Origin of the sequence: Streptomyces microflavus (genome assembly GCF_014650075.1) — a bacterium.
Lineage (GTDB): Bacteria > Actinomycetota > Actinomycetes > Streptomycetales > Streptomycetaceae > Streptomyces > Streptomyces microflavus.
On record NZ_BMUG01000017.1, the window covers coordinates 91,653 to 116,230 of the forward strand.

The 24,578-nt window shown below is 72.8% G+C and carries 25 protein-coding genes and 1 riboswitch; of the genes, 13 read left to right on the plus strand and 12 right to left on the minus strand.

Going from position 1 to position 24,578, the window contains the following annotated elements:
* Window position 1: 1 nt before the first annotated feature.
* From IE264_RS35080 to IE264_RS35090, 3 genes are all read right to left on the minus strand, one after another.
* Complete coding sequence (locus IE264_RS35080; RefSeq protein ID WP_032756698.1) at window positions 2–967, minus strand: cobalamin biosynthesis protein; 966 nt, start codon at window positions 965–967, stop codon at window positions 2–4.
* Window positions 968–1,092: 125 nt separating this feature from the next.
* Window positions 1,093–1,224: riboswitch (cobalamin riboswitch) on the minus strand.
* Between the two features lie 149 nt (window positions 1,225–1,373).
* Window positions 1,374–1,604 carry a hypothetical protein gene (locus tag IE264_RS35085; RefSeq protein ID WP_015607767.1) on the minus strand — a complete coding sequence of 77 codons (231 nt, stop codon included), beginning with the start codon at window positions 1,602–1,604 and terminating at the stop codon, window positions 1,374–1,376.
* Window positions 1,605–1,616: 12 nt separating this feature from the next.
* Window positions 1,617–2,879 (minus strand): inorganic phosphate transporter, encoded by a 1,263-nt coding sequence (locus IE264_RS35090; protein WP_032756699.1) that lies wholly within the window; start codon window positions 2,877–2,879, stop codon window positions 1,617–1,619.
* Window positions 2,880–3,155: 276 nt separating this feature from the next.
* On the opposite strand from IE264_RS35090, the gene IE264_RS35095 reads away from it, so the two are divergent.
* The 3 genes from IE264_RS35095 (at window position 3,156) to IE264_RS35105 (ending at window position 6,575) form a co-directional block, all read left to right on the plus strand.
* Entirely contained in the window at window positions 3,156–3,815 is a 660-nt protein-coding gene (locus tag IE264_RS35095; protein ID WP_032756700.1) for a class II aldolase/adducin family protein, read from the plus strand.
* 115 nt (window positions 3,816–3,930) lie between these two features.
* On the plus strand, window positions 3,931–5,058 hold the full coding sequence (locus IE264_RS35100; protein ID WP_032756702.1) for an alpha/beta hydrolase: 1,128 nt from the start codon (window positions 3,931–3,933) through the stop codon (window positions 5,056–5,058).
* A 185-nt stretch (window positions 5,059–5,243) separates the two neighbouring features.
* The gene (locus IE264_RS35105) at window positions 5,244–6,575 is read left to right on the plus strand and encodes a hypothetical protein (protein WP_032756703.1); all 1,332 of its coding nucleotides are present in this window, start codon (window positions 5,244–5,246) and stop codon (window positions 6,573–6,575) included.
* A gap of 25 nt (window positions 6,576–6,600) precedes the next feature.
* Here IE264_RS35105 and IE264_RS35110 read toward each other — a convergent pair whose 3' ends face one another.
* Window positions 6,601–7,014 carry a VOC family protein gene (locus IE264_RS35110; RefSeq protein WP_015607762.1) on the minus strand — a complete coding sequence of 138 codons (414 nt, stop codon included), beginning with the start codon at window positions 7,012–7,014 and terminating at the stop codon, window positions 6,601–6,603.
* A gap of 99 nt (window positions 7,015–7,113) precedes the next feature.
* Window positions 7,114–8,004: a KPN_02809 family neutral zinc metallopeptidase gene (ypfJ, locus tag IE264_RS35115; protein ID WP_032756704.1), complete on the minus strand. Its 891-nt coding sequence runs from the start codon at window positions 8,002–8,004 to the stop codon at window positions 7,114–7,116.
* A gap of 203 nt (window positions 8,005–8,207) precedes the next feature.
* Between ypfJ and IE264_RS35120 the strand changes: the two genes are divergently transcribed.
* The 3 genes from IE264_RS35120 (at window position 8,208) to IE264_RS35130 (ending at window position 11,315) form a co-directional block, all read left to right on the plus strand.
* Complete coding sequence (locus IE264_RS35120) at window positions 8,208–9,806, plus strand: ABC-F family ATP-binding cassette domain-containing protein (protein WP_015607760.1); 1,599 nt, start codon at window positions 8,208–8,210, stop codon at window positions 9,804–9,806.
* 365 nt (window positions 9,807–10,171) lie between these two features.
* On the plus strand, window positions 10,172–10,393 hold the full coding sequence (locus tag IE264_RS35125) for a helix-turn-helix domain-containing protein (RefSeq protein ID WP_006123601.1): 222 nt from the start codon (window positions 10,172–10,174) through the stop codon (window positions 10,391–10,393).
* A gap of 130 nt (window positions 10,394–10,523) precedes the next feature.
* Window positions 10,524–11,315: an enoyl-CoA hydratase/isomerase family protein gene (locus IE264_RS35130; RefSeq protein WP_015607758.1), complete on the plus strand. Its 792-nt coding sequence runs from the start codon at window positions 10,524–10,526 to the stop codon at window positions 11,313–11,315.
* Between the two features lie 223 nt (window positions 11,316–11,538).
* Here IE264_RS35130 and IE264_RS35135 read toward each other — a convergent pair whose 3' ends face one another.
* Window positions 11,539–12,300 carry a hypothetical protein gene (locus IE264_RS35135; protein WP_032756705.1) on the minus strand — a complete coding sequence of 254 codons (762 nt, stop codon included), beginning with the start codon at window positions 12,298–12,300 and terminating at the stop codon, window positions 11,539–11,541.
* 94 nt (window positions 12,301–12,394) lie between these two features.
* On the opposite strand from IE264_RS35135, the gene IE264_RS35140 reads away from it, so the two are divergent.
* From IE264_RS35140 to amaP, 5 genes are read left to right on the plus strand one after another with little or no spacing between them, the layout of a single operon-like run.
* Window positions 12,395–12,865, plus strand: coding sequence for an Asp23/Gls24 family envelope stress response protein (locus IE264_RS35140; protein WP_032756706.1), 471 nt, complete (start codon window positions 12,395–12,397; stop codon window positions 12,863–12,865).
* Window positions 12,866–12,904: 39 nt separating this feature from the next.
* A complete protein-coding gene (locus IE264_RS35145; protein WP_006123598.1) occupies window positions 12,905–13,096 on the plus strand; it encodes a hypothetical protein in 192 nt (63 codons plus the stop codon).
* Window positions 13,093–13,440, plus strand: coding sequence for an Asp23/Gls24 family envelope stress response protein (locus tag IE264_RS35150; protein ID WP_032756708.1), 348 nt, complete (start codon window positions 13,093–13,095; stop codon window positions 13,438–13,440). Before IE264_RS35145 ends, IE264_RS35150 begins: the two co-directional genes overlap by 4 nt.
* Window positions 13,437–14,117: a DUF6286 domain-containing protein gene (locus IE264_RS35155; RefSeq protein WP_015607754.1), complete on the plus strand. Its 681-nt coding sequence runs from the start codon at window positions 13,437–13,439 to the stop codon at window positions 14,115–14,117. Before IE264_RS35150 ends, IE264_RS35155 begins: the two co-directional genes overlap by 4 nt.
* 5 nt (window positions 14,118–14,122) lie before the next feature.
* A complete protein-coding gene (gene amaP / locus IE264_RS35160; RefSeq protein ID WP_190167868.1) occupies window positions 14,123–14,701 on the plus strand; it encodes an alkaline shock response membrane anchor protein AmaP in 579 nt (192 codons plus the stop codon).
* A 30-nt stretch (window positions 14,702–14,731) separates the two neighbouring features.
* Here the strand turns inward: amaP and IE264_RS35165 are convergent, their stop codons facing one another.
* The 6 genes from IE264_RS35165 to IE264_RS35190 form a co-directional block, all read right to left on the minus strand.
* Window positions 14,732–15,487, minus strand: a complete 756-nt coding sequence (locus tag IE264_RS35165; protein ID WP_032756712.1) for an SDR family oxidoreductase — start codon at window positions 15,485–15,487, stop codon at window positions 14,732–14,734.
* A gap of 4 nt (window positions 15,488–15,491) precedes the next feature.
* Entirely contained in the window at window positions 15,492–17,285 is a 1,794-nt protein-coding gene (locus tag IE264_RS35170; protein ID WP_032756714.1) for a glycoside hydrolase family 15 protein, read from the minus strand.
* An 82-nt stretch (window positions 17,286–17,367) separates the two neighbouring features.
* The gene (locus tag IE264_RS35175) at window positions 17,368–18,171 is read right to left on the minus strand and encodes an SURF1 family cytochrome oxidase biogenesis protein (RefSeq protein ID WP_032756716.1); all 804 of its coding nucleotides are present in this window, start codon (window positions 18,169–18,171) and stop codon (window positions 17,368–17,370) included.
* Window positions 18,172–18,249: 78 nt separating this feature from the next.
* The gene (locus tag IE264_RS35180) at window positions 18,250–18,483 is read right to left on the minus strand and encodes a metallothionein (RefSeq protein ID WP_078618651.1); all 234 of its coding nucleotides are present in this window, start codon (window positions 18,481–18,483) and stop codon (window positions 18,250–18,252) included.
* Window positions 18,484–18,546: 63 nt separating this feature from the next.
* Window positions 18,547–19,560 (minus strand): DEDDh family exonuclease, encoded by a 1,014-nt coding sequence (locus IE264_RS35185; RefSeq protein WP_032756717.1) that lies wholly within the window; start codon window positions 19,558–19,560, stop codon window positions 18,547–18,549.
* Between the two features lie 63 nt (window positions 19,561–19,623).
* Complete coding sequence (locus IE264_RS35190; RefSeq protein ID WP_190167869.1) at window positions 19,624–22,716, minus strand: NACHT domain-containing protein; 3,093 nt, start codon at window positions 22,714–22,716, stop codon at window positions 19,624–19,626.
* A gap of 150 nt (window positions 22,717–22,866) precedes the next feature.
* Between IE264_RS35190 and IE264_RS35195 the strand changes: the two genes are divergently transcribed.
* Window positions 22,867–23,841, plus strand: coding sequence for a sterol desaturase family protein (locus IE264_RS35195; RefSeq protein WP_032756718.1), 975 nt, complete (start codon window positions 22,867–22,869; stop codon window positions 23,839–23,841).
* A complete protein-coding gene (locus IE264_RS35200) occupies window positions 23,838–24,569 on the plus strand; it encodes a lysoplasmalogenase (protein ID WP_078657439.1) in 732 nt (243 codons plus the stop codon). Before IE264_RS35195 ends, IE264_RS35200 begins: the two co-directional genes overlap by 4 nt.
* The last annotated feature ends 9 nt before the right edge of the window (window positions 24,570–24,578 follow it).

Sequence of the window (24,578 nt, forward strand, 5' to 3'; positions counted from 1 at the left end):
CTCATTCCCGTCCCCGCTTCCGTCCCGCGACCAGGTGCCCCACGGCCGTCCGGCCCACCACGCACACGCCGAGGGCCAGCAGACTCACCCGGCGCGACAGCCGCACCGCGCGTTCGATGTCCGCACTCCGCACATCCCGCCCGGACTCCCCGTTCAGGACCGGCCGGTGCTCGACGCGCCCCGCGTACGCCAGCGTCCCGCCCAGCCGTACACCGAGCGCCCCCGCGAACGCGGCCTCCACCGGCCCCGCGTTCGGGCTGGGGTGGCGCCCTGCGTCCACCTTCCAGGCGCGTACGGCCTCCGAGGGCCGCCCGCCCGCCACCACGGCCAGCGCGGCCGTCAGCCGGGCACCGGGCCACCCCGCGAGGTCGTCCAGGCGGGCCGAGGCCCAGCCGTAACGGCGGTGGCGGGGCGACTTGTGGCCGACCATCGCGTCGAGCGTGTTCACTGCCCGGAAGCCGACGAGCCCCGGCACCCCGCCGATCGCCCCCCACACCAGCGCGCCGACGACGGCGTCCGAGGTGTTCTCCGCGACCGACTCCACGACCGCGCGGGCGATCTGTGACCCGTCCAGGGAGTGCGGATCGCGCCCGCACAGATGCGGCAGCCGCTCCCGGGCCAGATCGAGGTCCCCGGCGGCCAGCGCGCCCCCGATGGCACGGGCCTCCCGGCCCAGCGACGTACCGCCGACCACCGACCAGGTGGCGGCGGCGGTCAGCGCGACGGCGAGCGCGGGGCGGTTCCGTACGGCGCGGGCGGCCAGCGCGGCGGCCCCCACGGCGCCTCCGGCGCACAGCAGGGTGTGCAGCGCGCCCCGGCCCCGGTCGTCACGCCACAGCAGGGACTCCACCCGGGCGGCGGCCCGGCCGAAACCGGCGACGGGATGGCCCCTGCGCGGGTCGCCGAGAGCGGCGTCGGCGATCAGCCCGGCGGTGGCGCCGTACGCGAAGACGCGGTCGACACGCACGGATCAGCCCGCCGCGGGGAGAGGCGTTCCGGCATGGAGAGGCACAGGATGCGGCGCACGGCGGCCGGGCATGGCTCATGTCCTCACTCAGGGTCCGCGCCCTGGTTCGACGTGACCGGCGACGAGAGTCTCCTGGCTTCCGGATCCGCACTTCCCCCGGCCTTCCAGCCCGTGTGACGAGGGCCGTGACATCCGGTGTGGGGGAGTGCTCCCCGGTGACAGTGGCGGGACCGCGCCGGATTCGCACCGGCTTCCTCTGCTGTCGCCGTAAATGGCTCCGGCAGTCCACCACGCTGCGAGAACAGCCGTCAACTTGCTGTTGACCTGCGGAGCTCCAGTGTGCGCAGACGCACATCGGGCCGGACACACGGTGGTGTGTCCGGCCCGAGGGAGTGCGGTGGGTGCGTCAGGCGACGATCAGATAGATGCCGTACGCGACCGCCGCCACGCACGCCGCGAAGCAGGCGTACGCGCCGGTGCGCGCCAGTGCGGCCGATCCGCCGGAGGCGCTGCCGCCGGCCGTGGCCGACAGCTTGGAGAGGGAGACGATGCCCACGGTGAAGAGGCCGACCAGCGCGACGGTGACCACGAGACTGACACCGAAGACGGAGGCGAGAGCTGCCCAGTCGATTTTCATACGGATCTGTCCTTACACCGTGGCCGAGGGCCGCGCCGTGTCGTCGGGCGCTGCGGCCGGAGCCGGGATGGTGGTCATGAGGTCGGTGGGGTGGGTGCCGATGGGCGGCGGCTGGACCGCCGCGATGGCGGTGGTGACGACACCCTGGGGCTCGTCTCCACCGGCCGTCTCGTTGACGTTGGTGTGGTCGACCGGCTGGCGGCGCGAGGCCAGCCAGATGGCGAAGGAGCCGCCGACCAGCAGGGTCGCGGTGACGGCGATGCCCCAGGGGCCCTGCTTGGTGAGGAACTCGGCACCCGCGCCGACCAGGCCCGCGGCCGGGAGCGTCAGACCCCAGGCGACGAACATCCGGGTGGCGGTGGACCAGCGGACCACGCCTCCCTTGCGGCCGAGGCCCGCGCCCATGACGGCGCCGGAGCAGGACTGGGTGGTGGAGAGCGAGAAGCCGAGGTGCGAGGAGGCCAGGATGACGGTCGCCGCACTGGTCTGGGCGGCGAAGCCCTGCGGCGGCTTCAGGTCGGTCAGGCCGCTGCCCATGGTGCGGATGATGCGCCAGCCGCCGAGGTAGGTGCCGAGCGCGATGGCCAGACCGGCGGAGACGATGACCCACATCGGCGGGTTGGAGCCGGGGGCGAGGACGCCGCCGGTGACCAGGGCCAGGGTGATGATGCCCATCGTCTTCTGGGCGTCGTTGGTGCCGTGGGCGAGCGAGACGAGACCGGCCGAGGCGATCTGCCCGGCCCGGTAGCCCTTCGCCGTCGACTTGAGCTGGTTCGGGTCGGTGACGTTCCGGTTGATGCGGTACGTCAGCCGCGTGGCCAGCATCGCGGCGAGACCGGCGACCAGCGGGGCGGCGATCGCGGGCAGCAGCACCTTGGTGACGACGGTGCCGCCGTTGATCGAGGACCAGCCGGCCGACATGACGGCGGCGCCGATCAGGCCGCCGAACAGGGCGTGGGAGGAGCTGGAGGGCAGGCCGACCAGCCAGGTCAGCAGATTCCACAGGATGGCGCCGACGAGCGCCGCGAAGATGACCTCGGTTCTGAGGCCGTCCTCGTTGACGATCCCGCCGGAGATCGTCTTGGCGACCTCCACCGACAGGAACGCGCCGATCAGGTTGAGAACGGCGGACATGGCCACCGCTGTCTTGGGCTTCAGGGCGCCGGTCGAGATGGTGGTAGCCATCGCGTTGGCGGTGTCGTGGAAACCGTTCGTGAAATCGAACACGAGAGCTGTCACGACCACAATCGCGAGCAGCAGCGTGATGTGTTCCATTTACCCAGGCAATCGTTCGACGTCAGTGGCTCGTGGACCGTAGGCAACCTGGGTGAACGGAAGATGAACTGAGCGGGGCGCTGTGGTGACCCCAATCGGGGCTGAGTGATTCCGCTTGTGTGCGGGTGGGGTTGGAGGAGGCCCGTGGGGCACCGGCTGGGCTGCCCTTTGCCCCTCATTGGCGAAGTTTTTGACGGGCACATTCACCCCGGAAGAGATCCCGGTCACTCCGAAGGTGACGTTCCGGTTTCGGGCCCCCGCGCCTACGCTCGCCCCATGAGCGAGCAGCAGCCGGAATCCGTCGCCCGGGCCTGGCGGGAGGTGGTCGACACCGCCCGCCGGAGCGCCGCCGACGGCCTCGTCGTCGGCACCTCCGGCAATGTGTCGGCCCGCGTCGGGGAGCTGGTCCTGGTGACCCCCAGCGGGGTGCCCTACGACCGGCTCCGGCCGGACGACGCCGTCGGGGTCGACCTGACCGGGCGCCAGGTCCTCGGAGAGCTCAGGCCGACCAGCGAACTCCCCCTCCACCTCGCGGTCTACCGGGAGACCGGCGCCGCCGCCGTGGTCCACACCCACGCCGTGCACGCCACCGCTGTCTCCACCCTCGTCACCGAGGTGCCGCTCGTGCACTACGCGGCCGCCATCCTCGGCGGCCCCGTCCGCACCGCCGCCTACGCCCGCTACGGCACCCCCGAACTGGCCGACGCCATGCTCGCCGCCCTCCGGGGCCGCACCGGCTGCCTGCTCGCCAACCACGGCACCGTCACCTACGGCGCCACCCTCGACCAGGCCTACGAGCGCACCGCCCAGCTGGAGTGGCTCTGCTGCCTCTGGCTCACCGCGAGCGCCGTCCCCGGCCACCGGCCGGCCCTGCTGACCCCCGCCCAGCTGGACGAGGTGACCGAGGCGCTCAAGGGGTACGGGCAGCCGGGCTGAGCACCCGGCCCCAGGGCCCCGGCCAGGACCGTCGCCGGCCCCGCGTCTGCTCCCCGCCCCACCGGACGGCCCCCGCCCACTGGCACCGCGCCGCCCGCCCCACGACACTGAAGCGGTGCGCCCGGCAACTGCGACGGCAACGGCCGTCACCACCCTCCTCGGCGCCGGTGCGGCAGCGGTCGCGGCCGGCCGGTACGCCAGCGACGCCGCCCTCAAGGCGGCGCCCGGACGTCCCCTCCCCACCGACCGCAGACTCACCGTGCACGCCACGGCGGTCCGACAGATCACCCTGACCCGCTCCCTCACCGCGCTCCGCCCCGGCACGTACGGGATCGAGGGCCCCGGCGTCCACGCCGTGGTCGGCCCCGTCGTGGAAGGGGCCGAGTCCACCGCCGACACCGTCGTACGCAGCCTGGAGCGGATCACCCACGGCACCCTGGAACCGGGCGCCAAGGTCCGCCTCACCCCCGAGCTGTACCGCGGGGACCCGGGCAGCGCCCTCGGCCTGGAGTACCGGGAGGTCGAGATCCCCGGCGAGCTCGGCGGACTGCCCGCCTGGTGGGTGCCCGGTGACCGCGACACCTGGGTCATCACCGCGCACGGCCTCGGCACCACCCGGGAACACCCCATGAACCTGATGGGCTTCCTGAGCGGACAGCAGCTCCCCGTGCTGGACATCACCTACCGGGGAGACGCCGGAGCCCCCCGCTCCGCCGACGGCCTCGGCCACCTCGGCGCCTCCGAATGGCGCGACCTGGACGCCGCGATCCGCTTCGCCGTGCGCTACGGCGCCCGGAACGTCGTCCTGCACGGCTGGTCCACCGGCGCCTCCATGGCCCTGCACGCCGCGGCCGGCTCCCCGCTCCGCGACCGCATCAGCGGCCTCGTCCTGGACTCCCCGGTCCTGGACTGGCAGACCACCCTGCGCGCCCTGGCCGCCGCCCGCGGTGTCCCCGCAGCCCTGCTGCCGCTGGCCGTCCGCGCCGCCCAGGGCAGGACCGGGATGACCTCGGCCCCGCTCCTGGACACCGCCCTGGCCGACGCGCTGCCCGCCCCGACCCTGATCCTGCACGGCCCGGACGACACGATCGCCCCCTGGGGCCCGTCGCGGGCGCTCGCCGCCCGCCGCCCCGACCTCGTCAGCCTCCACGCCGTACCCCAGGCTCCGCATGCGTCGATGTGGAACGCCGATCCCGGCCGCTACGAAGAGACCCTCAGGCGCTTCCTCACGCCCCTGATGTGAGGTGATGCGGGGATCGGTCCCTTTGGTCACCGGGGTGCGGGAAACGGCGCGGGTACCGGTGAAACACCTTCCGTTTGGGCTTTCGGGCCGACAGAGGCAAGACTGCTCCCGTGACGTCCCGTACCCCGCGCGACTCCAGGCTGCGACTTGTCCGCCCGCGACCCCTTGCCACCGCCCGCAGGGCCGTGTCCACCCGGCGTACCAGGCCGGCCCCCCGCCCCCCCGAGGGCACCCCGCCCCGCACGGAACTGGCCCGCCAGGCCCGGGCGGTCCTCGCCGACGCCGTGCGCATCGCCCACTGGGCGGCCGGCGCCCCCGCCCCCGGGAGTGCGGCACCGCTCGCCACCCAGGCGCTCGAACGGGCCGCGACGGCCCTGGAACTCTCCCCGGCACAGGTACGTGCGGGCTGGGACCGGGCCCGGCTGGCCGGCCTCATCGAGCTGCACGGCGACACCGCCCGCCCCGGCTGGCGGCTGCGGGCCTGGGACCGGGACGACTCGGCCGTGCTGCGCGGCTGGGTGGCGCTCTTCGACGCCTGGTCGCTCGTCCACGCCGCACCCGAGGGCATCGAGACCGGCGCGGTCGCCGAAGCCGTCGAGGCCGTGCCCCAGGTGCTCTCCCTCCTCCAGCTCTCCGCGGGCCCGGTCTCCGTACCCGCCCTCCTGGACCTCCTCGCCCAGCGCATCGCCGAGCTCCACGAGGAGCGCTGCGAAGTGCCGTACGGCGCGGGCAGGACCGCCGGTGACGGCGATCAGGCCGCCGGACGCCCCACACCCGCCCAGGACCGCGGCGCCGACCTCGACGCCCTCCTGCTCGACTGGGCCCTGGAGGGCCTCGCCGCCGTCGGCGCGCTGACCCTGGGCAACGGGCACGCCACCCTCACCCCGCTCGGCAACTGGGCGGTCTGGGTCAAGCTGGAACAGATCTGCGTCGCCGCCCAGAGCCCGGCCGGGAACATCGAGCAGTCCGCCGCCGACATGCTGCTCGGCTGCGCCCGGCTCACCCCCGGACCGGCCCGCGACGAATACCGGGCCTGGCTCGCCGCCCGTACGGTCGGCAGCGCCGTCGCCGAACTGCTCGCCGTCGCCCGGGGCGAGGACGCGCTGCTGCGGGGACTGGCCTTCGAGGCGCTGCGGGTCGTCGGAGCCCCCGCCGAGCCCGAGGTCCGCGCCGTCGTCACCAGCCCGTCGCTGCGGCCCTACGCGCTGCTCTGGCTCGCCGAGTACGAGGGAGCCGACCCGGACGACGCACAGGAGATCCTCAGCCGTGAGGAGGCCACCTGGCTCTGGGTCGACACCGCGGCCGCCGTCGCCGACCACGGCGAGACCGGGCTGCTGGTCCGCCACCTCGACTCCGCCGTCCAGGGCACCGTCCCGGCCCTGCTCGACGAGGTCAGAGCCGTCGGCCACCCGCGCACCGTGCAGGTCCTGGTCGCGCTGGCCGCCGCGCACCCCGACCCGGCCCTGGCCAAGGCGGTCCGCCGGGCCGCGTTCCAGGTCCACACCGGCGGAGCCTGACACCTGCGCCCCCGGGGTCCGCCGCTCAGCCTGCGGACCCCGGGGCGTACGTCCCGAAGCTCCACACGTTGCCCTCGGCGTCCCGCGCCATGTAGTCCCGTGAGCCGTAGTCCTGGTCCGTCGGCTCCATCAGGATCTCCACGCCGAACTCCCGGGCGCGGGCGCAGTGCTCGTCCACCCGCTCCACCACCACGTACACCCCCGCCGGGCCCGCACCGGCCATCGCCCGGGCGAACACGCCCTCCCCGCCCTTGGAACCGAGCATCACCCTGCCGTTGCCGCAGGACAGCTCGGCATGCAGCACACTGCCGTTCTCGCCCTCGTAGACCGCTTCCTCGGTGAAGCCGAAGCCCTCCGTCAGCGTCCTGATCGCCGCCCTCGCGTCGTCGTAGAGGACCGTCGGATACATCGTCGGAACGCCCTTGGCCGCGCCTGCCATCGCACTCACCTCTCACTGACCCACGTACTGCCGGTTGTGATCTGCGTCTCAGTCTTCCACCGGGCACTGACAATGCCCTCCCGAAGGCGTTCCGGCTGCTCAGGCGAAGGTGTCGCACTGCCCCATGTCGCCGCTGCGGAACCCGGTGGAGAACCACTGCTGGCGCTGCGCGGACGAACCGTGCGTCCAGGACTCCGGCGTCACCCGGCCCTGGAACCGCTCCTGGATCCGGTCGTCCCCGACCGCCGCCGCCGCGTCCAGCCCGTCCCGGATGTCCGCCCGGGTCAGCTCCGTGATCAGCGGCCGGCCCGTCGACTCGTCCGGTGTCGTCGTCGCGTGGTGCGCCCAGACCCCGGCGTAGCAGTCGGCCTGCAGCTCCACCTTCACCGCGTTGCTGTCCGCGCCCTGCCGCCCGTCCTGCGACCGGCCCAGCGTGCCCATCTGGTTCTGCACGTGGTGGCCGTACTCGTGCGCCACCACATACGCCTGGGCGAACGGCCCGCCGCTGGAGCCGAACTTCGTCCGCAGCTCGTCGAAGAACCCGAGGTCCAGATAGACCTTCCGGTCACCGGGGCAGTAGAAGGGCCCCACCGCCGAGGTCGCCGCCCCGCAGGCGGTGCCCACCCGCTCGCTGAACAGGACCGTCGGCGCGGCCGCGTACCGACCGCCCCGCCGCTGGAACTCCTGACGCCAGAAGTCCTGCACGCTGTTGACCACCGCCACCGTCCGGCAGTCGTCCCGGCTGTTGGCGTCCTGGCCCTTCAGACAGCTCTCCTGCACCCGCGCCGCCGACGAGGAGGTGGCCCCGGGCTCCGTATCGCCCGACGAGAGGCCGAGCTGATCGGGGCCGACCCCGAACAGCAGCCCCAGGACCAGGGCGATCACGCCGACGATGCCGCCCCCCACGGTGGCCCGCCCGCCCGGGATCCGGCTGCCCCGCACATCCTGGACCTCGGACGTGTCCAGATCGGCGTCGTCGTCGAACTGCACGGGCGCACCACCCTCGGCTCGGGGCGGGCGGCGCGGCGCCGCCCTGCGCCGAGTATCGGACGGTTCGTCCCGGCGGGCACGCGGAAAAGCAGTTGCACACCGCCAGTAGAATGGGGGCTATGGCCATTCTCCTTGCGCATTAGCGGCGTCGAGAGACCTCCGCCCTCGTCCCTCCGCCGTCCATCCTGCCCTGGAGTTTTTCCGTGATCACCGCTTCCGGCATCGAGCTGCGCGCCGGCGCCCGCATCCTCATCGAGTCCGCCTCCTTCCGTATCGCCAAGGGCGACCGCATCGGCCTGGTCGGCCGCAACGGGGCGGGCAAGACCACCCTCACCAAGTGCCTCGCGGGCGAGGGCACCCCCGCGGGCGGCACCATCACCCGGTCCGGCGAGGTCGGCTACCTCCCGCAGGACCCGCGCACCGGTGACCTGGAGATCCTCGCCCGCGACCGCATCCTCTCCGCCCGGGGTCTCGACGAGATCCTGCGCAAGATGCGCGAGAACGAGGAGCGGATGGCGAACGGCAAGGGCGCCACCCGCGAGAAGGCCATGAAGAAGTACGAGCGCCTGGAGACGGAGTTCCTCACCAAGGGCGGGTACGCCGCCGAGGCCGAGGCCGCCACCATCGCCGCCGCGCTCAGCCTGCCCGACCGGGTGCTCGGCCAGCCCCTGCACACCCTCTCCGGCGGTCAGCGCCGCCGTGTCGAGCTGGCCCGGATCCTCTTCTCGGACGCCGACACCCTGCTCCTCGACGAGCCCACGAACCACCTCGACGCGGACTCGATCGTCTGGCTGCGCGACTACCTGAAGACCTACCGCGGCGGCTTCATCGTGATCTCCCACGACGTCGACCTCGTCGAGACCGTCGTCAACAAGGTCTTCTACCTGGACGCCAACCGCTCGCAGATCGACGTCTACAACATGGGCTGGAAGCTCTACCAGCAGCAGCGCGAGGCCGACGAGAAGCGCCGCAAGCGCGAGCGCCAGAACGCCGAGAAGAAGGCCGCGACCCTCAACGCGCAGGCCGACAAGATGCGCGCCAAGGCCACCAAGACCGTCGCCGCCCAGAACATGGCCAAGCGCGCCGACCGGCTGCTCTCGGGCCTGGAGGCCGTACGGGTCTCCGACAAGGTCGCCAAGCTGCGCTTCCCCGACCCCTCGCCGTGCGGCAAGACCCCGCTGATGGCGGAGGGCCTCTCCAAGTCGTACGGCTCGCTGGAGATCTTCACCGACGTCGACCTCGCCATCGACAAGGGCTCCCGCGTCGTCATCCTCGGCCTCAACGGCGCGGGGAAGACCACGCTGCTGCGCCTGCTCGGCGGCGCCGAGAAGCCCGACACCGGCGAGATCATCGAGGGCCACGGCCTCAAGCTCGGCTACTACGCCCAGGAGCACGAGACCCTCGATCCGGACCGCACGGTCCTGGAGAACATGCGCTCCGCCGCGCCCGACCTCGACCTCGTCGCGGTCCGCAAGACGCTGGGCTCGTTCCTCTTCTCCGGCGACGACGTCGACAAGCCGGCCGGGGTGCTCTCCGGCGGCGAGAAGACCCGGCTCGCCCTGGCGACCCTGGTCGTCTCCTCCGCCAACGTGCTCCTGCTCGACGAGCCGACGAACAACCTCGACCCGGCCAGCCGCGAGGAGATCCTCGGCGCGCTGCGCACCTACAAGGGCGCCGTCGTCCTCGTCACCCACGACGAGGGCGCGGTCGAGGCGCTCCAGCCGGAGCGCATCATCCTGCTCCCGGACGGCGTCGAGGACCTCTGGGGTGCCGACTACCGGGACCTCGTCGCCCTCGCCTGACCCCCTCCCCGGAGCGCGCCGGCCCTCTCCGGACGGATCACCGGTCCCCCTCCGGATAGATCATTCGGCCTACGCGTGATCCACCATCTGTGTGAGGACGTCTCGTACCCCGGTACTGCGCCCGGCGCTCACCCGCCGCGCGCCCCTTTCCGGGGTCTCACTCCCCGTACGGCTCTGACCTGCCGGTTCTTTCGCCGGTAGGTGCCGTACGCCCCTGTGGCCCCGCGGAATCAGGGGTTCCGTATCTGTCGGAGCACTCTCCGGTCCGGAATCCGGTCGTACCGACCTTGCCGAATGGGTGGCCAGGAAGCGCGGGAGGGGTGATCATGAGAGTCCAGAGCGCACTTCCCATAGAGGAGGCACGGGTGGCCGAGACTCTGAAGAAGGGCAGCCGGGTGACCGGCGCCGCGCGTGACAAGCTCGCGGCAGACCTGAAGAAGAAGTACGACTCCGGTGCGAGCATCAGGGCGCTGGCCGAGGAAACCGGCCGCTCCTACGGGTTCGTCCACCGGATGCTCAGTGAGTCCGGAGTGACGCTGCGAGGCCGCGGCGGAGCCACACGAGGCAAGAAGGCCGCTTCGGCCTGAGTGCCCCGGAGGCATACAGGGCTCATCGGAATTCGGGGTGGCCACCCGGCTGACCGTGAGGTCGTCCGGGTGGTTACTGTTCAGTCACTTAGTTTCTGAGTGCTGACTGCACCCGATCCGGAGGCGCCCCATGACCTCGCTCGACCCTGTGCTCGACAAGGACGGCGTACGGCTCACCGTCGAAGACGCGGTCGCCACGGTGACACTCACCAACCCGGCCAAGCGCAACGCCCAGTCTCCCGCTCTGTGGCGGGCGTTGACCGAGGCCGGACGGGTGCTGCCCGGCGATGTCCGGGTCGTGGTGCTCCGCGGCGAGGGCAAGTCCTTCTCCGCGGGCCTCGACCGGCAGGCGTTCACCCCCGAGGGGTTCGACGGCGAGCCGTCCTTCCTCGACATGGCGCGCGGCCCGGAGGCCGAGCTCGACGCGACCATCGCCGAGTACCAGGAGGCGTTCACCTGGTGGCGCCGCAACGACCTCGTGTCGATCGCGACCGTCCAGGGCCACGCCATCGGCGCCGGCTTCCAGCTCGCCCTCGCCTGCGATCTGCGGATCGTCGCCGACGACGTGCAGTTCGCCATGCGCGAGACCAGCCTCGGTCTCGTCCCCGACCTCACGGGCACCCACCCCCTGGTGAGCCTCGTGGGGTACGCGCGCGCGCTCGAGATCTGCGCCACCGGGCGGTTCGTGCACGCCGAGGAGGCCGAGCGCACCGGCCTCGCCAACCTCGTGGTCCCCGCCGACCAGCTCGACGCCGCGGCCCGCGACCTGGCCGCCGCGCTGATCGCCGCCCCCCGCGACGCCGTCGTGGAGACCAAGGCACTCCTGAACGGCGCGTCCTCGCGTACGTACGAGGAGCAGCGCATCGCCGAGCGGGCCGCCCAGGGCCGCAGGCTGCGCGACCTGGCGGGCATCACCGACTAGGGCCTCTCGTCCGGCCTGTCCGGCGGATCCCGACCGGCGGGGCCGCGACATCCGGCACGCTCTAGGGCCTCTCGTTCGGATCATGCCGGGCTCGCGGGCCCCGGCACGCACATCTGCGGCGTTGTCGTCGGTCGCCAATGCTCCGCAGTGACTCCCTCCTCCGCCTTGCAGCTGCACGCACCGGACCCCGCTCCCTGATCCGGCCTGATCCGAACGAGAGGCCCTAGCCGGACCGCGCCTCACCGGGCGCCTCCACCACATCGGTGACCAGCACCGCCACCGGCAGCCGGTCCGCCGTGGCCGCCGACACCGCCGTACGCACCGACCGGGCCACATCCAGGGCCCGGTGGTCCGCGGCCGTCGCCACCTCGATCCGGATGTGGTCCTCGGCGGTGTGCACCGCACTGCCCAGCACCCGGGTCAGCGAGACGACACCCGGCACCGCGGCGGCGGCCACCGCCGCCGGCCCCTCCGCCTTCGCCACCGGGACCGAGGGGGAGCCGGAGGGCGGGGCCGTCACCTGATCGGGTGCACCGTCGTCGAGCAATGCCGTCACCCGCAGGTCCACCTCCGCGACCTCCAGGCCCAGCCGGGCGGCGGCCGCCGTGACGAGCGCCGCGCGCAGGGCGGCCGCCGCGTCGGGCAGCGGGCGGTCCCCGGCCGCCCGGAACTCCGCCTCGATCCGCAGCGGCCCGGGCGGCAGGGCGCTCGGCGGCGCCGGTGGCACGGCCGGGTCCGCCCCGGCCGCGCCGGCCGGTTCCGCCCGGGCAGCCGTATCGACGGCCGCCGTGGCCGGCCCGATCCTCAGCGTCCCCAGCACCGCGCCCGGCACGCTCGCCCCGCGCAGCACCGAGGCCGCCGCCGTCTCCGCGATCCAGGCGCCCTCCACGGCACCACCCAGCGGGAGCAGCCGGCCGAGGCCCAGCCGTTGCCGTACCGCAGCTGTCCATCCGTCGGCCCTCTGCGGGCTCTGCTCCGTCGTCATCGCCCCAGCCTGCCGTATCCACGGCGCGGGACCGGGCAAGCGCACTTAACGTGGGCAGGGAAGTCCCCACCCCGCCCCGAAGGGAAGAGCGGCGATGACTGAGACCCCCCAGCGCAACAGCCCCGACAGCGGTTCCGGCAAGCCCCTGAGCAAGCGCGGCGGCGGCGACCCCGGCACCCGCGGCCGCACCACCATCGCCGATGGCGTGGTCGAGAAGATCGCCGGAATGGCCGCACGCGATGTGGTCGGCGTCCACGCGATGGGCAGCGGCCTGTCCCGGACCTTCGGCGCGGTCCGCGACCGCGTCCCCGGTGGCACCAAGTCCGTCACCCGCGGTGTGAAGGCCGAGGTCGGCGAGTCCCAGGCCGCCCTCGACCTGGAGATCGTCGTCGACTACGGCGTGGCGATCTCCGACGTCGCCCGAGATGTGCGCGAGAACGTCGTCGCCGCGGTCGAGCGCATGACCGGCCTCGAAGTCGTCGAGGTCAACATCGCGGTCAGCGACGTCAAGCTGCCCGACGAGGACGACGACGAGGACGACGACGGTCAGCAGCGTGTCCAGTAGGTTCCGCGTTCCCCGCCGCAAGGCAGTTGAGGAGAGACGATGAGCATGGCTGTGGCCGGTCTGCTGGCCGGCATGGCACTCGGGTTCGCCGGGTATTTCGGCGGGTTCGGAGCCTTCGTACTGGTGGCCGCGCTGGGCGCGATCGGCTTCATCGCCGGCCGCTTCCTGGACGGCGACCTGGAACCCGGCGACTTCTTCCGGAGTCGCGAGCGCGGCGACCGGCGACGGTGACCGCGGTGGCCGGGCGGGTCGCCGCCGGCGAACGCGGCGAGACCCGGATCGCCGACCGGGTCGTCGCCAAGATCGCCGCGCAGGCGGCGAAGGAAGCCGTCGTCGATCCGCCCGAGAACGGCGCCTCCCCGCGCGCCACGGTCACCGTGCACCGTGACGCCGCCCGCGTACGGGTCAGCCTGGAGCTCGGCTACCCCTGCGACATCGGCCGCCAGTGCGGAGCCGTACGCAACCGGGTCGCCCAGCGGGTGAAATCCCTGGCGGGCATGGAGGTCCCCGAAGTGGCCGTCCAGGTCGAACGGCTGCACCCGGCCACCAGCGGAACCCAGGGGAGGATCCGATGACCGAACCCGGCGACCCCACCGGCTCCACCCGGCGGATGCCCACGGTGGACCCGGCCGGCGGCGACCCGCACACCCCCGGCCCCGCCACGCCCTCCGCCCACGATCCGGTCCCCACCCTGGAGCAGGGCGGCGGCCGGGCGGGCCGCTTCTGGTCCGCGCGCCGGGTACCGGCCGCGCTGCTGGCCCTGGTGCTCCTGGGCGCCGCCGGGCTGCTGCTCTACGACATCGCCGCCGTACGGGCCGGGCACCCGGCCATGCAGTGGCGGCGCTCCCTCGCCGACGGCCTCGCCGAACGCCACCTCGACGACGTCGCGGTGCTCGTCGGGGCGGGGATCGCGGCGGCCGTCGGCCTCTGGCTGCTCCTGCTCGCCCTCACCCCGGGGCTCCGGGACCTGCTGCCGATGCGCCGCGACCGGGCAGGCGTGCGCGCCGGACTCGACCGCACCGCCGCCGCGCTGGTCCTGCGGGACCGGGCCGTGGAGGTGCCAGGGGTGCAGTCCGTCCGGGTCCGGATGGGCCGGAAGAAGGCGAAGGTGCGGGCCCTCTCGCACTTCCGGGAGCTCGACGACGTACGGAACGATGTGGACGCCGTACTGACCACGGCCGTCCGGGAACTGGGCCTGGCGAAGCCGCCCGGTCTCTCCGTCCAGGTGCACCGTCCGGCGAAGAAGGGATGAGCGGCATGCGCTCCACCGTCAACCGGGTCCTGCTGGCCCTGGCCGGGCTCCTGCTGGCCGTCGTCGGCGGAGCGGTGCTCGCCGTCGGCCTCGGCGCCTCCCTGCCGTCCTGGTGGCCCTGGGACGGCAAGAACGATGTGCTGCTCAGCACGGCCGACCGGGGGCGCTGGCGCGACGAGGGCTGGTGGTGGCCGGTCGTGATCGCCGTCCTCGCGGTGCTGGTCGTCCTCGCCCTGTGGTGGTTCCTCGCCCAGCTCCGGCGCGGCCGCCTCGCCGAGCTGCTGGTGGACAGCGGCGACGGCGAGGGCGCGCGGGTGCGCGGCCGGGCGCTGGAGGGTGTCATCGCCGAGGAGGCGGGCGAGGTGGACGGAGTGGCGCGCGCCCAGGCGGCCCTGACCGGCCGCCGGACCGCGCCGCAGGCCCGGATCCGGCTGCTGATGGAGCCGCACGCCGCCCCCGAACAGGCGCTGAACGCGGTGGCCGACGGGGCGCTGGCCCACGCCCGAGAGTCGGCGGGTCTGGACGAGCTTCCGGCAGAGGTACGGCTGCGGGCCGTCAAGCACCGCGCGGAGCGGGTGTCCTGACGGCCCGTGGGCGTACGGGAGCGGAGGCGGCTAGAACCCGCGTCGCGACCCGCCGTCGACCGGCACCATGATCCCCGTCAGATACGAGGCGGCGGGGGAGAGCAGGAAGGCCGCGGTCTTCCCGAACTCCTCCGGCGTCCCGTAGCGCCGCAGCGGGATCCGCGCCTCGTTCGCCGTACGGGCCGCCTCGGCGTCGCCCGAGAGCGCGTCCAGCTCGCGGACCCGGTCGGTGTCGATCCGGGCGGGCAGCACCCCGACGACCCGGATGCCGCGCGGCCCCAGCTCGTCGGCGAGCGACTTGGCGAAACCGGCGAGACCGGGGCGCAGCCCGTTGGAGATGGTCAGTCCGGCGATCGGCTCGTGCACCGAACCGGAGAGGACGAAGCCGATGACGCCGCCCTCGCCCAGCGCCGCCGCGGCCGTCCGGGCGAGCCGGACCGCCCCGAGGAACACCGACTCGAAGGCCGTCTGCCACTGGTCGTCGGTGTTGTCGGCGACGAAGCCGGGGGCGGGCCCGCCGACGCTGATGAGAATGCCGTCGAGCCGCCCGAAACGCTCCCGTGCCGTGTCCACCAGCCGCTGCGCGGCGCTCGGGTCGGCGTTGTCGGCGGCGAGACCGACGGCGTCCGGCCCCAGCTCGGCGGCGGCCTCCTCGGCGCTCTTCGCGTCCCGGCCGGTGACGATCACCTTCGCGCCGTCGGCGGCCAGCGCCCGCGCCGTGGCGTTGCCGAGGCCCCGGGTCGCTCCCGTGACGATGTACACGCGGTCCTTCAGTCCAAGATCCATGGCCCTATCCTGCCGGGTCCTCCCCGGTGAGGTCGACCGCGGAGTTGACCAGTCCGATATGGCTGAACGCCTGGGGGAAGTTGCCCAGCTGCCGGCCGGCCGTCACGTCGTACTCCTCGGCCAGCAGCCCCACGTCGTTGCCGAGCGACAGCAGGTGCTCGAACAGCTCCCGTGCCTCGCCGGGCCTGCCGATCCGCTGCAACGCGTCCACCAGCCAGAACGAGCAGGCGAGGAACGCCCCCTCGTCGCCGGGCAGTCCGTCGACGGAGGCGCCCTCGGTGCTGTACCGGCGGACCAGCCCGTCGCTGCCCAGCTCGGCGCGGACCGCGTCGACCGTGCCGACGACCCGGGGGTCGTCCGGCGGCAGGAACCCGGTCCGCACGATGAGCAGCGTCGCGGCGTCCAGCTCCCGAGACCCGTAGGACTGGGTGAAGGTGTTCCGGACGGGGTCGTACCCCTTCTCGCACACCTCGGCGTGCACGGCGTCCCGCATCGCCCGCCAGCGGTCCGCGTCACCGGGCAGTTCGGGGTTCTCCTCCAGCGAGCACACCGCCCGGTCGGCGGCGACCCAGGCCATCACCTTGGAGTGCACGAAGTGCCGGCGGGCGCCGCGGATCTCCCACAGCCCCTCGTCCGGCTCGCGCCAGCTCGACTCCAGGAAGCCGAGCAGGCTGAGCTGGAGGTTCCAGGCGTGCGGCTTGTCGTCCAGACCGGCGACGCGGGCGAGCCGGAGCGCGTCGATGACCTCGCCGTACACATCGAGCTGGCGCTGGCGGACCGCCGCGTTGCCGGTGCGCACCGGGCGGGAGTTCTCGTACCCGGCGAGCCAGGGAAGCTCCATCTCGGGGAGCCGGCGCTCGCCCGCCAGCCCGTACATGATCTGGAGGTCCGCCGGATCCCCGGCCACGGCCCGCAGCAGCCAGTCGCGCCAGGCCGCCGCCTCCTCCAGATAGCCGGCCGAGACCATCGCCCCGAGGGTCAGGGTGGCGTCCCGCAGCCAGCAGAAGCGGTAGTCCCAGTTCCGTACGCCGCCGATCTCCTCCGGCAGCGAGGTGGTCGGGGCCGCCACGATGCCGCCCGTCGGGGCGTACGTCAGCGCCTTCAGCGTGATCAGCGAGCGCATCACGGCCTCGCGGTACGGGCCCTGGTAGGTGCACCGGTCGGTCCACTTCGCCCAGTCCTGCAGCGTGTGCTTCAGCGCCTTGTGCGGGTCGATCAGCTGCGGCCGCTGCGAGTGCGAGGGGTGCCAGGTGAGGACGAAGGCCACGCTCTCGCCCTCGGTGACGGTGAACGAGGAGCAGGTGCTGAACTGCTGGCCCCACGTCTTGACCGGCGGTTCGCTGCGCAGCCAGACGGAGTCGGGACCGGCGACCGCGACCCGGTGGCCGTGCGAGCGGCGTACCCAGGGCACCACCGATCCGAAGTCGAAGCGCAGCCGCAGGACGGAGCTCATGTCGACGGTGCCGCTGACGCCTTCGACGATCCGCATCACATCGGGCGACTTGTCGCGCTGCGGCATGAAGTCGGTGACCTTGACCGTGCCGGTCCGGGTCTCCCAGTACGTCTCCAGGACCAGCGAATCACCCGCGTAGCCCCGCCGGGTGCAGGTGTCCGTGGGCCCGGCGCCCTGCGGGGCGATGCGCCAGTGGCCGTTCTCCTCGGTGCCGAGCAGCGCCGCGAAACAGGCGCCGGAGTCGAAGCGGGGCAGGCAGAGCCAGTCGATCGAACCGTTCCTGCCGACGAGCGCGGCGGTCTGGAGATCGCCGATCAGGGCGTAGTCCTCGATGCGTGGGGTCACGCTCTGGCGTCTTCCCGAACCGGACCCTCGTCAACCAGCCGTTCTGTGTGCCGGAGCTCTCAGGGGCTGCCCGGGGTGGAGTTCAGGCGCTCGCGGGTTCCGGCTGCCCGGCGGTGTCGGCCGGCTCGCCCTTCGCGGCGGCCTCCTCACGGTCGCGCTTCTCCCGCCGTACGAGGATGATCCAGCCGACCGGAACGGCGGCGACGAACAGCCACCACTGGACGGCGTACGCCATGTGCGCGCCGATCGAGCTGTCGTCGGGGGAGGCGATCTGCTCGGGCAGTCCGCCCGAGGGCTCCGGGGCGGTCTGCTCGATGTACCCGCCGAGGACCTCCCGGGACAGCAGATGGGACTGCTGCTCGCTGTTGATCAGCATCACCTGGCGGTCCGGCAGCCCCGCCAGGTCCTTGATGCCGCTGCTGCCGGTCGTCTCGTCCGCCTTGAGCCGCCCGGTGACGGTCACTTCGCCCCGGGGGGCGGGCGGCACGTCCGGGTACGCCGTCTGGTTCGGCGCGGCGGGGACCCAGCCCCGGTTGACCAGGACGGTGGAGCCGTCCTTCAGGTCCAGCGGGGTCAGCACATGGACGCCGATCCGGTCGTCGTCCGAGGTACGGCGGCGGACCACCACCTCGTGCTCGGTGTCGAACGTGCCCGTCGCGGTCACCGCCCGCCAGTAGTCGGCGCGCGGGACGGTGTGCCCGGGGGAGGTGAGGTCGGTGACCGGGAGCGGCTCCGCCTTGAGGTTCCGCGAGATCAGCTCGTTCTGCGCTACCCGGTGCTGATGCCGGTGCAACTGCCAGAAACCCAGCTCGACCATGGTCGGCATCAGTACGAGAGCGAGGAGGGTGAGGATCACCCACTGCCGGGTCAACAGGAAGCGGTACACCCCATGACCGTACAACCGGGGACATGGGGTGCAGCACTCAGGGGTGCTCCCGGGGTGGCCCGGCAGCGGAACGATCCGTCACACTTTGTCCACGATGCCCGCCTTCCCTTCGGCGCGGGCGCAGTGGGCGCCGCAGTACCAGTGCCCCTCCACCTCGACGCCCTGCCCGATCACCTGGACCCGGCAGTGCTCGCAGATCGGCGCCATGCGGTGGATGGCGCAGGAGAAGCAGTCGAAGACGTGCACCGCGCCCTGCGCGTGCACCTCGAACGACATGCCGTAGTCGTTTCCGCAGACCTCACAACGTGCCATGCGCCACAGGGTGGGACGCACGGCGGCGACGGGCGAGCGGACGCCGGGCGAGTCGCGCCCGGTTCACTCCGATGAGGGCGGGGACGCCTGGTGCGGCAGCACGGCCCCCTCGGCGGGCGCCACATCGCGCAGCAGATGGGTGAAGGCGCTCTCCTCCAGGATCGGCGTCCCGAACGACTTCGCCTTCTGCGTCTTGGACGTCGCCGCGTCCGGGTCGTTGGTCACCAGCAGACTGGTCAGCCGCGACACGCTGGTCGCCACATGCAGCCCCGCCTCCACCGCCCGGTCCTCCAGCAGCTCCCGGTCGATCGAGGTGTCCCCGGAGAACGCCACCCGCATCCCCTGCTTCAGCGGCCGCTCCTTCTCGTACCGCCCCGGGTTGGGATACGGGCAGGCCGGCCGCTTGCGCGAGGGCCGCCAGCTGTTCTGCTGCCGCGCGGGCTGATACCCGACGCGCGGGGTGACGGGGGAGTCGGACCACTCGGTCAGCGGCCGGCACTCCAGCAACGGCAGCCGCACCCCGCCCCGGGCCGCCGCGTGCAGACTCGGCCGGAACGCCTCGGCCAGCACCCGGGCGTCGTCCAGGGCGTGGTGGGCGTTCTGCTGTACGACGCCGAAGTGGGCGGCGAGCGAGGCCAGCTTGTGGTTGGGCAGCGGCAGCCGCAGCTCCTTGGCGAGCGCGATCGTGCAGAGCCGCTGCTCGACCGGGGCGATCACCGAGGCGCGGGCGTACTCCCGGGCGATCATCGACCAGTCGAACGCGGCGTTGTGCGCGACGAGCACCCGGTCCGCGAGCCGCGCCGACAGCTCGGCGGCGACCTCGGGGAAGAGCGGGGCGCCTTCCAGCACATCGCTGGTCAGCCCGTGGATCCAGACGGGGCCGGGGTCCCGCTCCGGGTTCACCAGGGTGTACCAGTGGTCCTCGACATTGCCCAGGGCGTCGAGCCGGTAGACGGCGGCGGAGATTATCCGGTCGTCGCGGGCGAGGCCGGTGGTCTCCACGTCGACGACCGCGTACCCCTGGGGGTAGGCGGTCGGCCATGGTGCGGCTGTCTGGCGGTCGTCGAGCATGGTCACAGAGAATACGGGCCGCGACTGACAGTCCCCTATTCGGCCGGGTGCGGGCTCAGCGGATCGGGCTCAGTGGGTACGGACGATGCGCTCGGGTGGGAAGTGCTCGGTTCCGGTGACCTTGGTGCCGTAGGCCAGTTGGACCGTCAGGTTCGCGCAGCCGGCGAGGGGGGTGAGGTCGAAGGGTTCCCCGCCGTAGAGGGCGAGTGTTTCGAGGGACGGCAGCTCGGTGAGCGGGGCGAGGTCGGGGGCCGTGTCGCCCGGGAGCAGGAGGAGTTCCCGCAGTGCGGTCAGCGGCGCTGTCAGCCGCAGATCGAGGTCGGGTATGGCGAAGAAGCGCAGGGTCTCCAGTCCGTGCAGGGCCGGCATGCGGTTGAGCTGTCGCAGATGGGTCGCGCCGTACAGGGCCAGCGCCCGCAGGCTCGTCCAGCGCTCCAGGCCCTCCAGACTCATGTATCGGGTCTCGCTCATCAGATCGAGTCCGGTCACCTGATCGCAGACGGGCAGTGCGCCGATGTTCTCCACGAGGAAGGGGTGACCGAGCCCCAGGTGCCGCAGATCCGGCATGTCCGTGAGGGGCGACGGGTCGAGCGAGGGGTGGAGTTCGGCCAGGGAGAGCCACTCAAGGCCCGGCCGTGCCAGCGGTGCGATGCTCCGGATCTGCGGGCAGTTGCTCAGGCCGATCTTGCGCAGCCGCTCCATCGCGGCGAGCTGAGCCACGTCCGTGATCCGCCTGTTGCCGGAGACGAAGAGCTGTTCCACCTCCGCCCGGGAGGTCACCCGCGACAGATCGTGGTGATCGCCCGTCAGGTGCACGTTGTGCAGACGCGGAATGTGGCGCAGAGCGGAGAGCTGGGCATCGGTCTTCACCAGGGCGTGCGCGGTGTCCCAGGTGCGGACGGCCATCATCTCCTGGGCGTAGAGCTCCGCGTCGAAGCTCTCCCAGGCCGTCGACACCGCGTTCGCGACCCAGCCCCGGTCGTCGTCGCGGAACTGTTTGACCAGCTCGTACGCGGCGTCGCCGCCCACCGCTGCCGCCGTCCGCACCACGGCCGAAGCGTGCGGCTCCGTCAGCCCCTCCACCATCGACGACAGCAACTCCAGGGCGAGTTCGCCCACCTCGGCCAGTTCGTGGATGCTCCGGTCGCTGTCCGGCGGCAGGAGCCACGCCGTCCGCGCCTCCACCCTCGTCCGTACCCCAGGATCCAGCTCCGGTGCGTGGGCCAGGCTCGCCGCCGCCAGCAGGATCAGCCGGTGCCCGTGCTCCGGCTCCGCGTCCGCGCGCCTCAGCAGGGACGTCAGCAGCGACGCCCGCTCGTCCAGCCGCGCGTGCCCCACCGCCATCTGCACCACGTCGTCCCACTGGTCCTCGTGCGCGTGGCCGACCAGGACGCCGAAGTCGCGGGCCTCCACCGCGGCCTTCGCACCCAGGTAGTCCTGGAACGTCCGGTGGACGAAACCCACCGCGCCCGGGGCGGGTTCGCGGAGGAGGCCACTGCGGTTGAGGAGATGGGCGAAGACCTGGCCGGGGGTGCCCCGGACCTGGGACATGGCGTGCATCCAGTCGGCGACCAGGTCCACCACCTCGTCCTGCCGGGCCTCCGCCAGGTCGTTGCGGATCAGCCAGTACGCGAGGCGCTGCAGCAGGGCCGTCTGCTCCTCGCGGGTCAGGTCGACGCCCTCCACCCCGACGATCTCGCGCTCCGAGTCGCGCCGCACCAGCAGCATGTCGAGCGCCGCGTCGTACAGCTCCTTGCGCGCCCGCGGCAGCTGCATCCGGCGGTCCCGGTTCAGCGCGCAGAGCAGGGCGCACATCAGCGGGTTCGTCGCCAGCACCCCCAGGTCCCGTCGGGTCCCGACCGCGCGGCGCAGCGCGTTCTCGTACGTGTCGAGCTCGGCCCGCTCCTCGTCGGACCGGCACTCCGAGCGGGCCGCCCGGTGCCAGTGGCCGAGGAAGGAGCGGACGTCCTCCTGGCTCATCGCCAGCAGCGTGTGCGGCGCGAACCCGGAGCCCGATAGCCAGCTCTCCGGTACCGCCGAGGGGCGGGTCGTCACCACGTACCTGGCCCGGGGGTAGGCGGCGATCAGGTCCTTCAGCCAGCGCTCGGTGCGCTTGCGCAGCCGGTCCGGGACCTCGTCGACCCCGTCGACCAGGACCAGCGCCCGGCCCTCCAGCAGCAGCCGGTCGGTCCAGCCGTCCGGGGCCGCGCCGTGCAGCGGGACTCCGGCAGCGCGCAGGAACTCCGCGGGGGAGGGCAGCGACTCGTGGGCCGTGAAGGCGCGCAGCCGCAGGACGAAGGGGACGCACCGGTTCCAGTCCGCCAGCTCGCCGCCGAACGTCTGCCGGGCGGCGTTCAGCGCCAGCCACTGGACCAGCGTGCTCTTGCCGGAACCGGCCGGACCGCGCAGCAGCAGCCGGTCCCGCTCGCCGAGGGCCTGCTCGACCCCGACCGTGGTCCGGACCGGGTGATCCAGACCGCGCCGGTCGGTCATCTCGTAACCACCGCTGACCGAGAGGCTGATGTAGGCCGTCTCCAGCGGCCACTCGCCCGCCGACCTGCCGAGCGTCAGCCCGAAGAGGCCCATCCGGCTGTTGGCCGTCGCCACGAACTCCGCGTACCGCCGCTCGAACTCCAGGTCCGCCGCGTCCGGGCGCGGGCCGACCCGGTCCCGTACGTCCTCCACCAGCTCCCGCGTCCGCCCCGCCGCCCTGACCTGCTCCACCGCCGCCCGCGCCGCGAACGACGGGTGGGCGGTCAGCTGCTCCACCAGATGTTCGCAGCAGCGGCCGATGAGGTCCTCGTACAGCTCGCACGCACGCTCCGAGAGCCCGGCGGCGGGGGCCGACAGCTCGGCGCGCAGCCGGCCGGGGTCCAGCTCCAGGGCGAACAGCCGCTCGGCGGCCAGGTCGCCCGCCGCCGCGAACGTGTCCTGTACGGAGGTGAGCGCGGCGAGCCGCTCATGCTCGGGCAGGTCCGCGTAGGAGGCGTTCATGCGTCCCGCCAGCACCTTCGCCAGCCGGTCAGGCTTGGCGGGGCGGGGGAGCGGGCGGACCGGGTCGGGGACCAGGCCCGCGCCCGGCCTGGGGGTCAGCAACGCCTTGGTGGCCGCTCCGAGCACCGTCGTGGCCAGCCGAATCAGGGCAACTTCCGTACCGGACACGAGCGTTCCTCCCCCTCGACGACGCGCGCTGCGTAAATCCTACGGCCCGGCCCCTTGGCAGAAGGTGCCAAAGACTGCTGACATCAGGTCTCGCATACTTGTGGGTAACAACGTCTAGCCCTCACCGACCGGCGGCCCTACGGTGCTCGCATGGAGCCGAACCTGCCCGATGTCGTGCTGTGGTCAATACCGGCCTTCGTGCTGCTCACCGTGATCGAGATGGTCAGCTACCGCTTCCACCCGGACGAGGACGCCGCCGGGTACGACACCAAGGACGCCGCGACCAGCCTCACCATGGGGCTCGGCAGCCTCGGGTTCGACCTGCTGTGGAAGATCCCCATCCTCGCCGTCTACATGGGCGTCTACGAGCTGACACCGCTACGGGTGCCCGTGCTGTGGTGGACCGTCCTGCTGATGCTCCTGGCCCAGGACTTCTTCTACTACTGGTCCCACCGCGGCCACCACGTCATCCGGATCCTGTGGGCCTGCCACGTGGTCCACCACTCCAGCGAGAAGTTCAACCTCACCACCGCGCTGCGCCAGCCCTGGACCTCCGCCACCGTCTGGCCCTTCTACCTGCCGCTGATCGCCTGCGGTGTGCACCCGGCGGCGCTCGCCTTCTGCCAGTCGGCCAACCTCGTCTACCAGTTCTGGGTGCACACCGAACGCGTCGGCAAGCTCCCGCGCCCCTTCGAGTACGTCCTGAACACCCCCTCCCACCACCGCGTCCACCACGCCTCGCAGGGCGGCTACCTGGACCGCAACTACGGCGGGATCCTGATCATCTGGGACCGTATGTTCGGGTCCTTCGCGGCCGAGACCGAGCGGCCCGTCTACGGACTCACCAAGAACATCGCCACCCACAACCCGCTGCGCGTGGCCACCCACGAGTACGCCGCCATCGCCCGGGACGTCCGGGCCGCCGGGAGCTGGAGCGAGCGCGCCGGGCGGGTCTTCCGGGGGCCCGGCTGGCAGCCGTCGCCGAGGCCGGGGGCCGAGGCCGCCGTCGCCGTACCCGCTCCCGTATCGGTCGAGGCCGCTGCCGGGCCCGCGCCCGTACGCGCCGAAGCCCCCGCCTCCGTAACCGCTGCGGCCCCCGCCCCCGCCCCGGAGCACACCCGATGAGCGCCACGGCGTCCCGCCCCGTCAGGCCGGAAGGTCCCGGAGGGCCGGAGCGGGCAGGGGGCGTGCGGTTCGCGCGGCCCCTGCTCGTCGCCTTCCTCCTCGCGGCCGCCGTCGACCTGGCCGGGCTCCTCGCCGGACTCGACACCGTCCACCTGGTCGCCAAGCCGCTGCTGATGCCGCTGCTCGCCGCGTACGCCGCCGTCAGGGGCGGGCCCCGGCTGCTCATCGCCGCCCTGCTGTTCGGTTGGGGCGGTGACGTGTTCCTGCTCGCCGACAACGACCTGGCGTTCCTCCTCGGGATGGGCTCCTTCGCCGTCGGCCATGTCTGCTACCTGACGCTGTTCGGGCGGGGACGGGCCCGGGCGCAGGTGGCCACCGGGATCGCGTACGCCTTCGTGCTCGTCGTCTTCCTCGTCCTGATCTGGCCGGACCTCCCGGCCGAGCTGCGCGCCCCGCTGACCGGCTACAGCCTGCTGCTCACCGCGATGGCCTGGCGGGCCGGTGTCCTCGGCCGGTACGCGGCGGCGGGCGGGGCGCTCTTCCTGCTCTCCGACGCCCTCATCGCCACCGGTATCGCCGAGTGGCCCCGGCTGCCCGTCCCCGACTTCTGGGTGATGTCCACCTACATCGCCGCCCAGTTCCTGCTGGCCCTCGGGGTGCTCACGGCGGGGGCGAGGGGCACAACCGTGCGAACCGGGGCGTACCGTGAGCGGGGTATCAGCACCTGAGACCGGCAA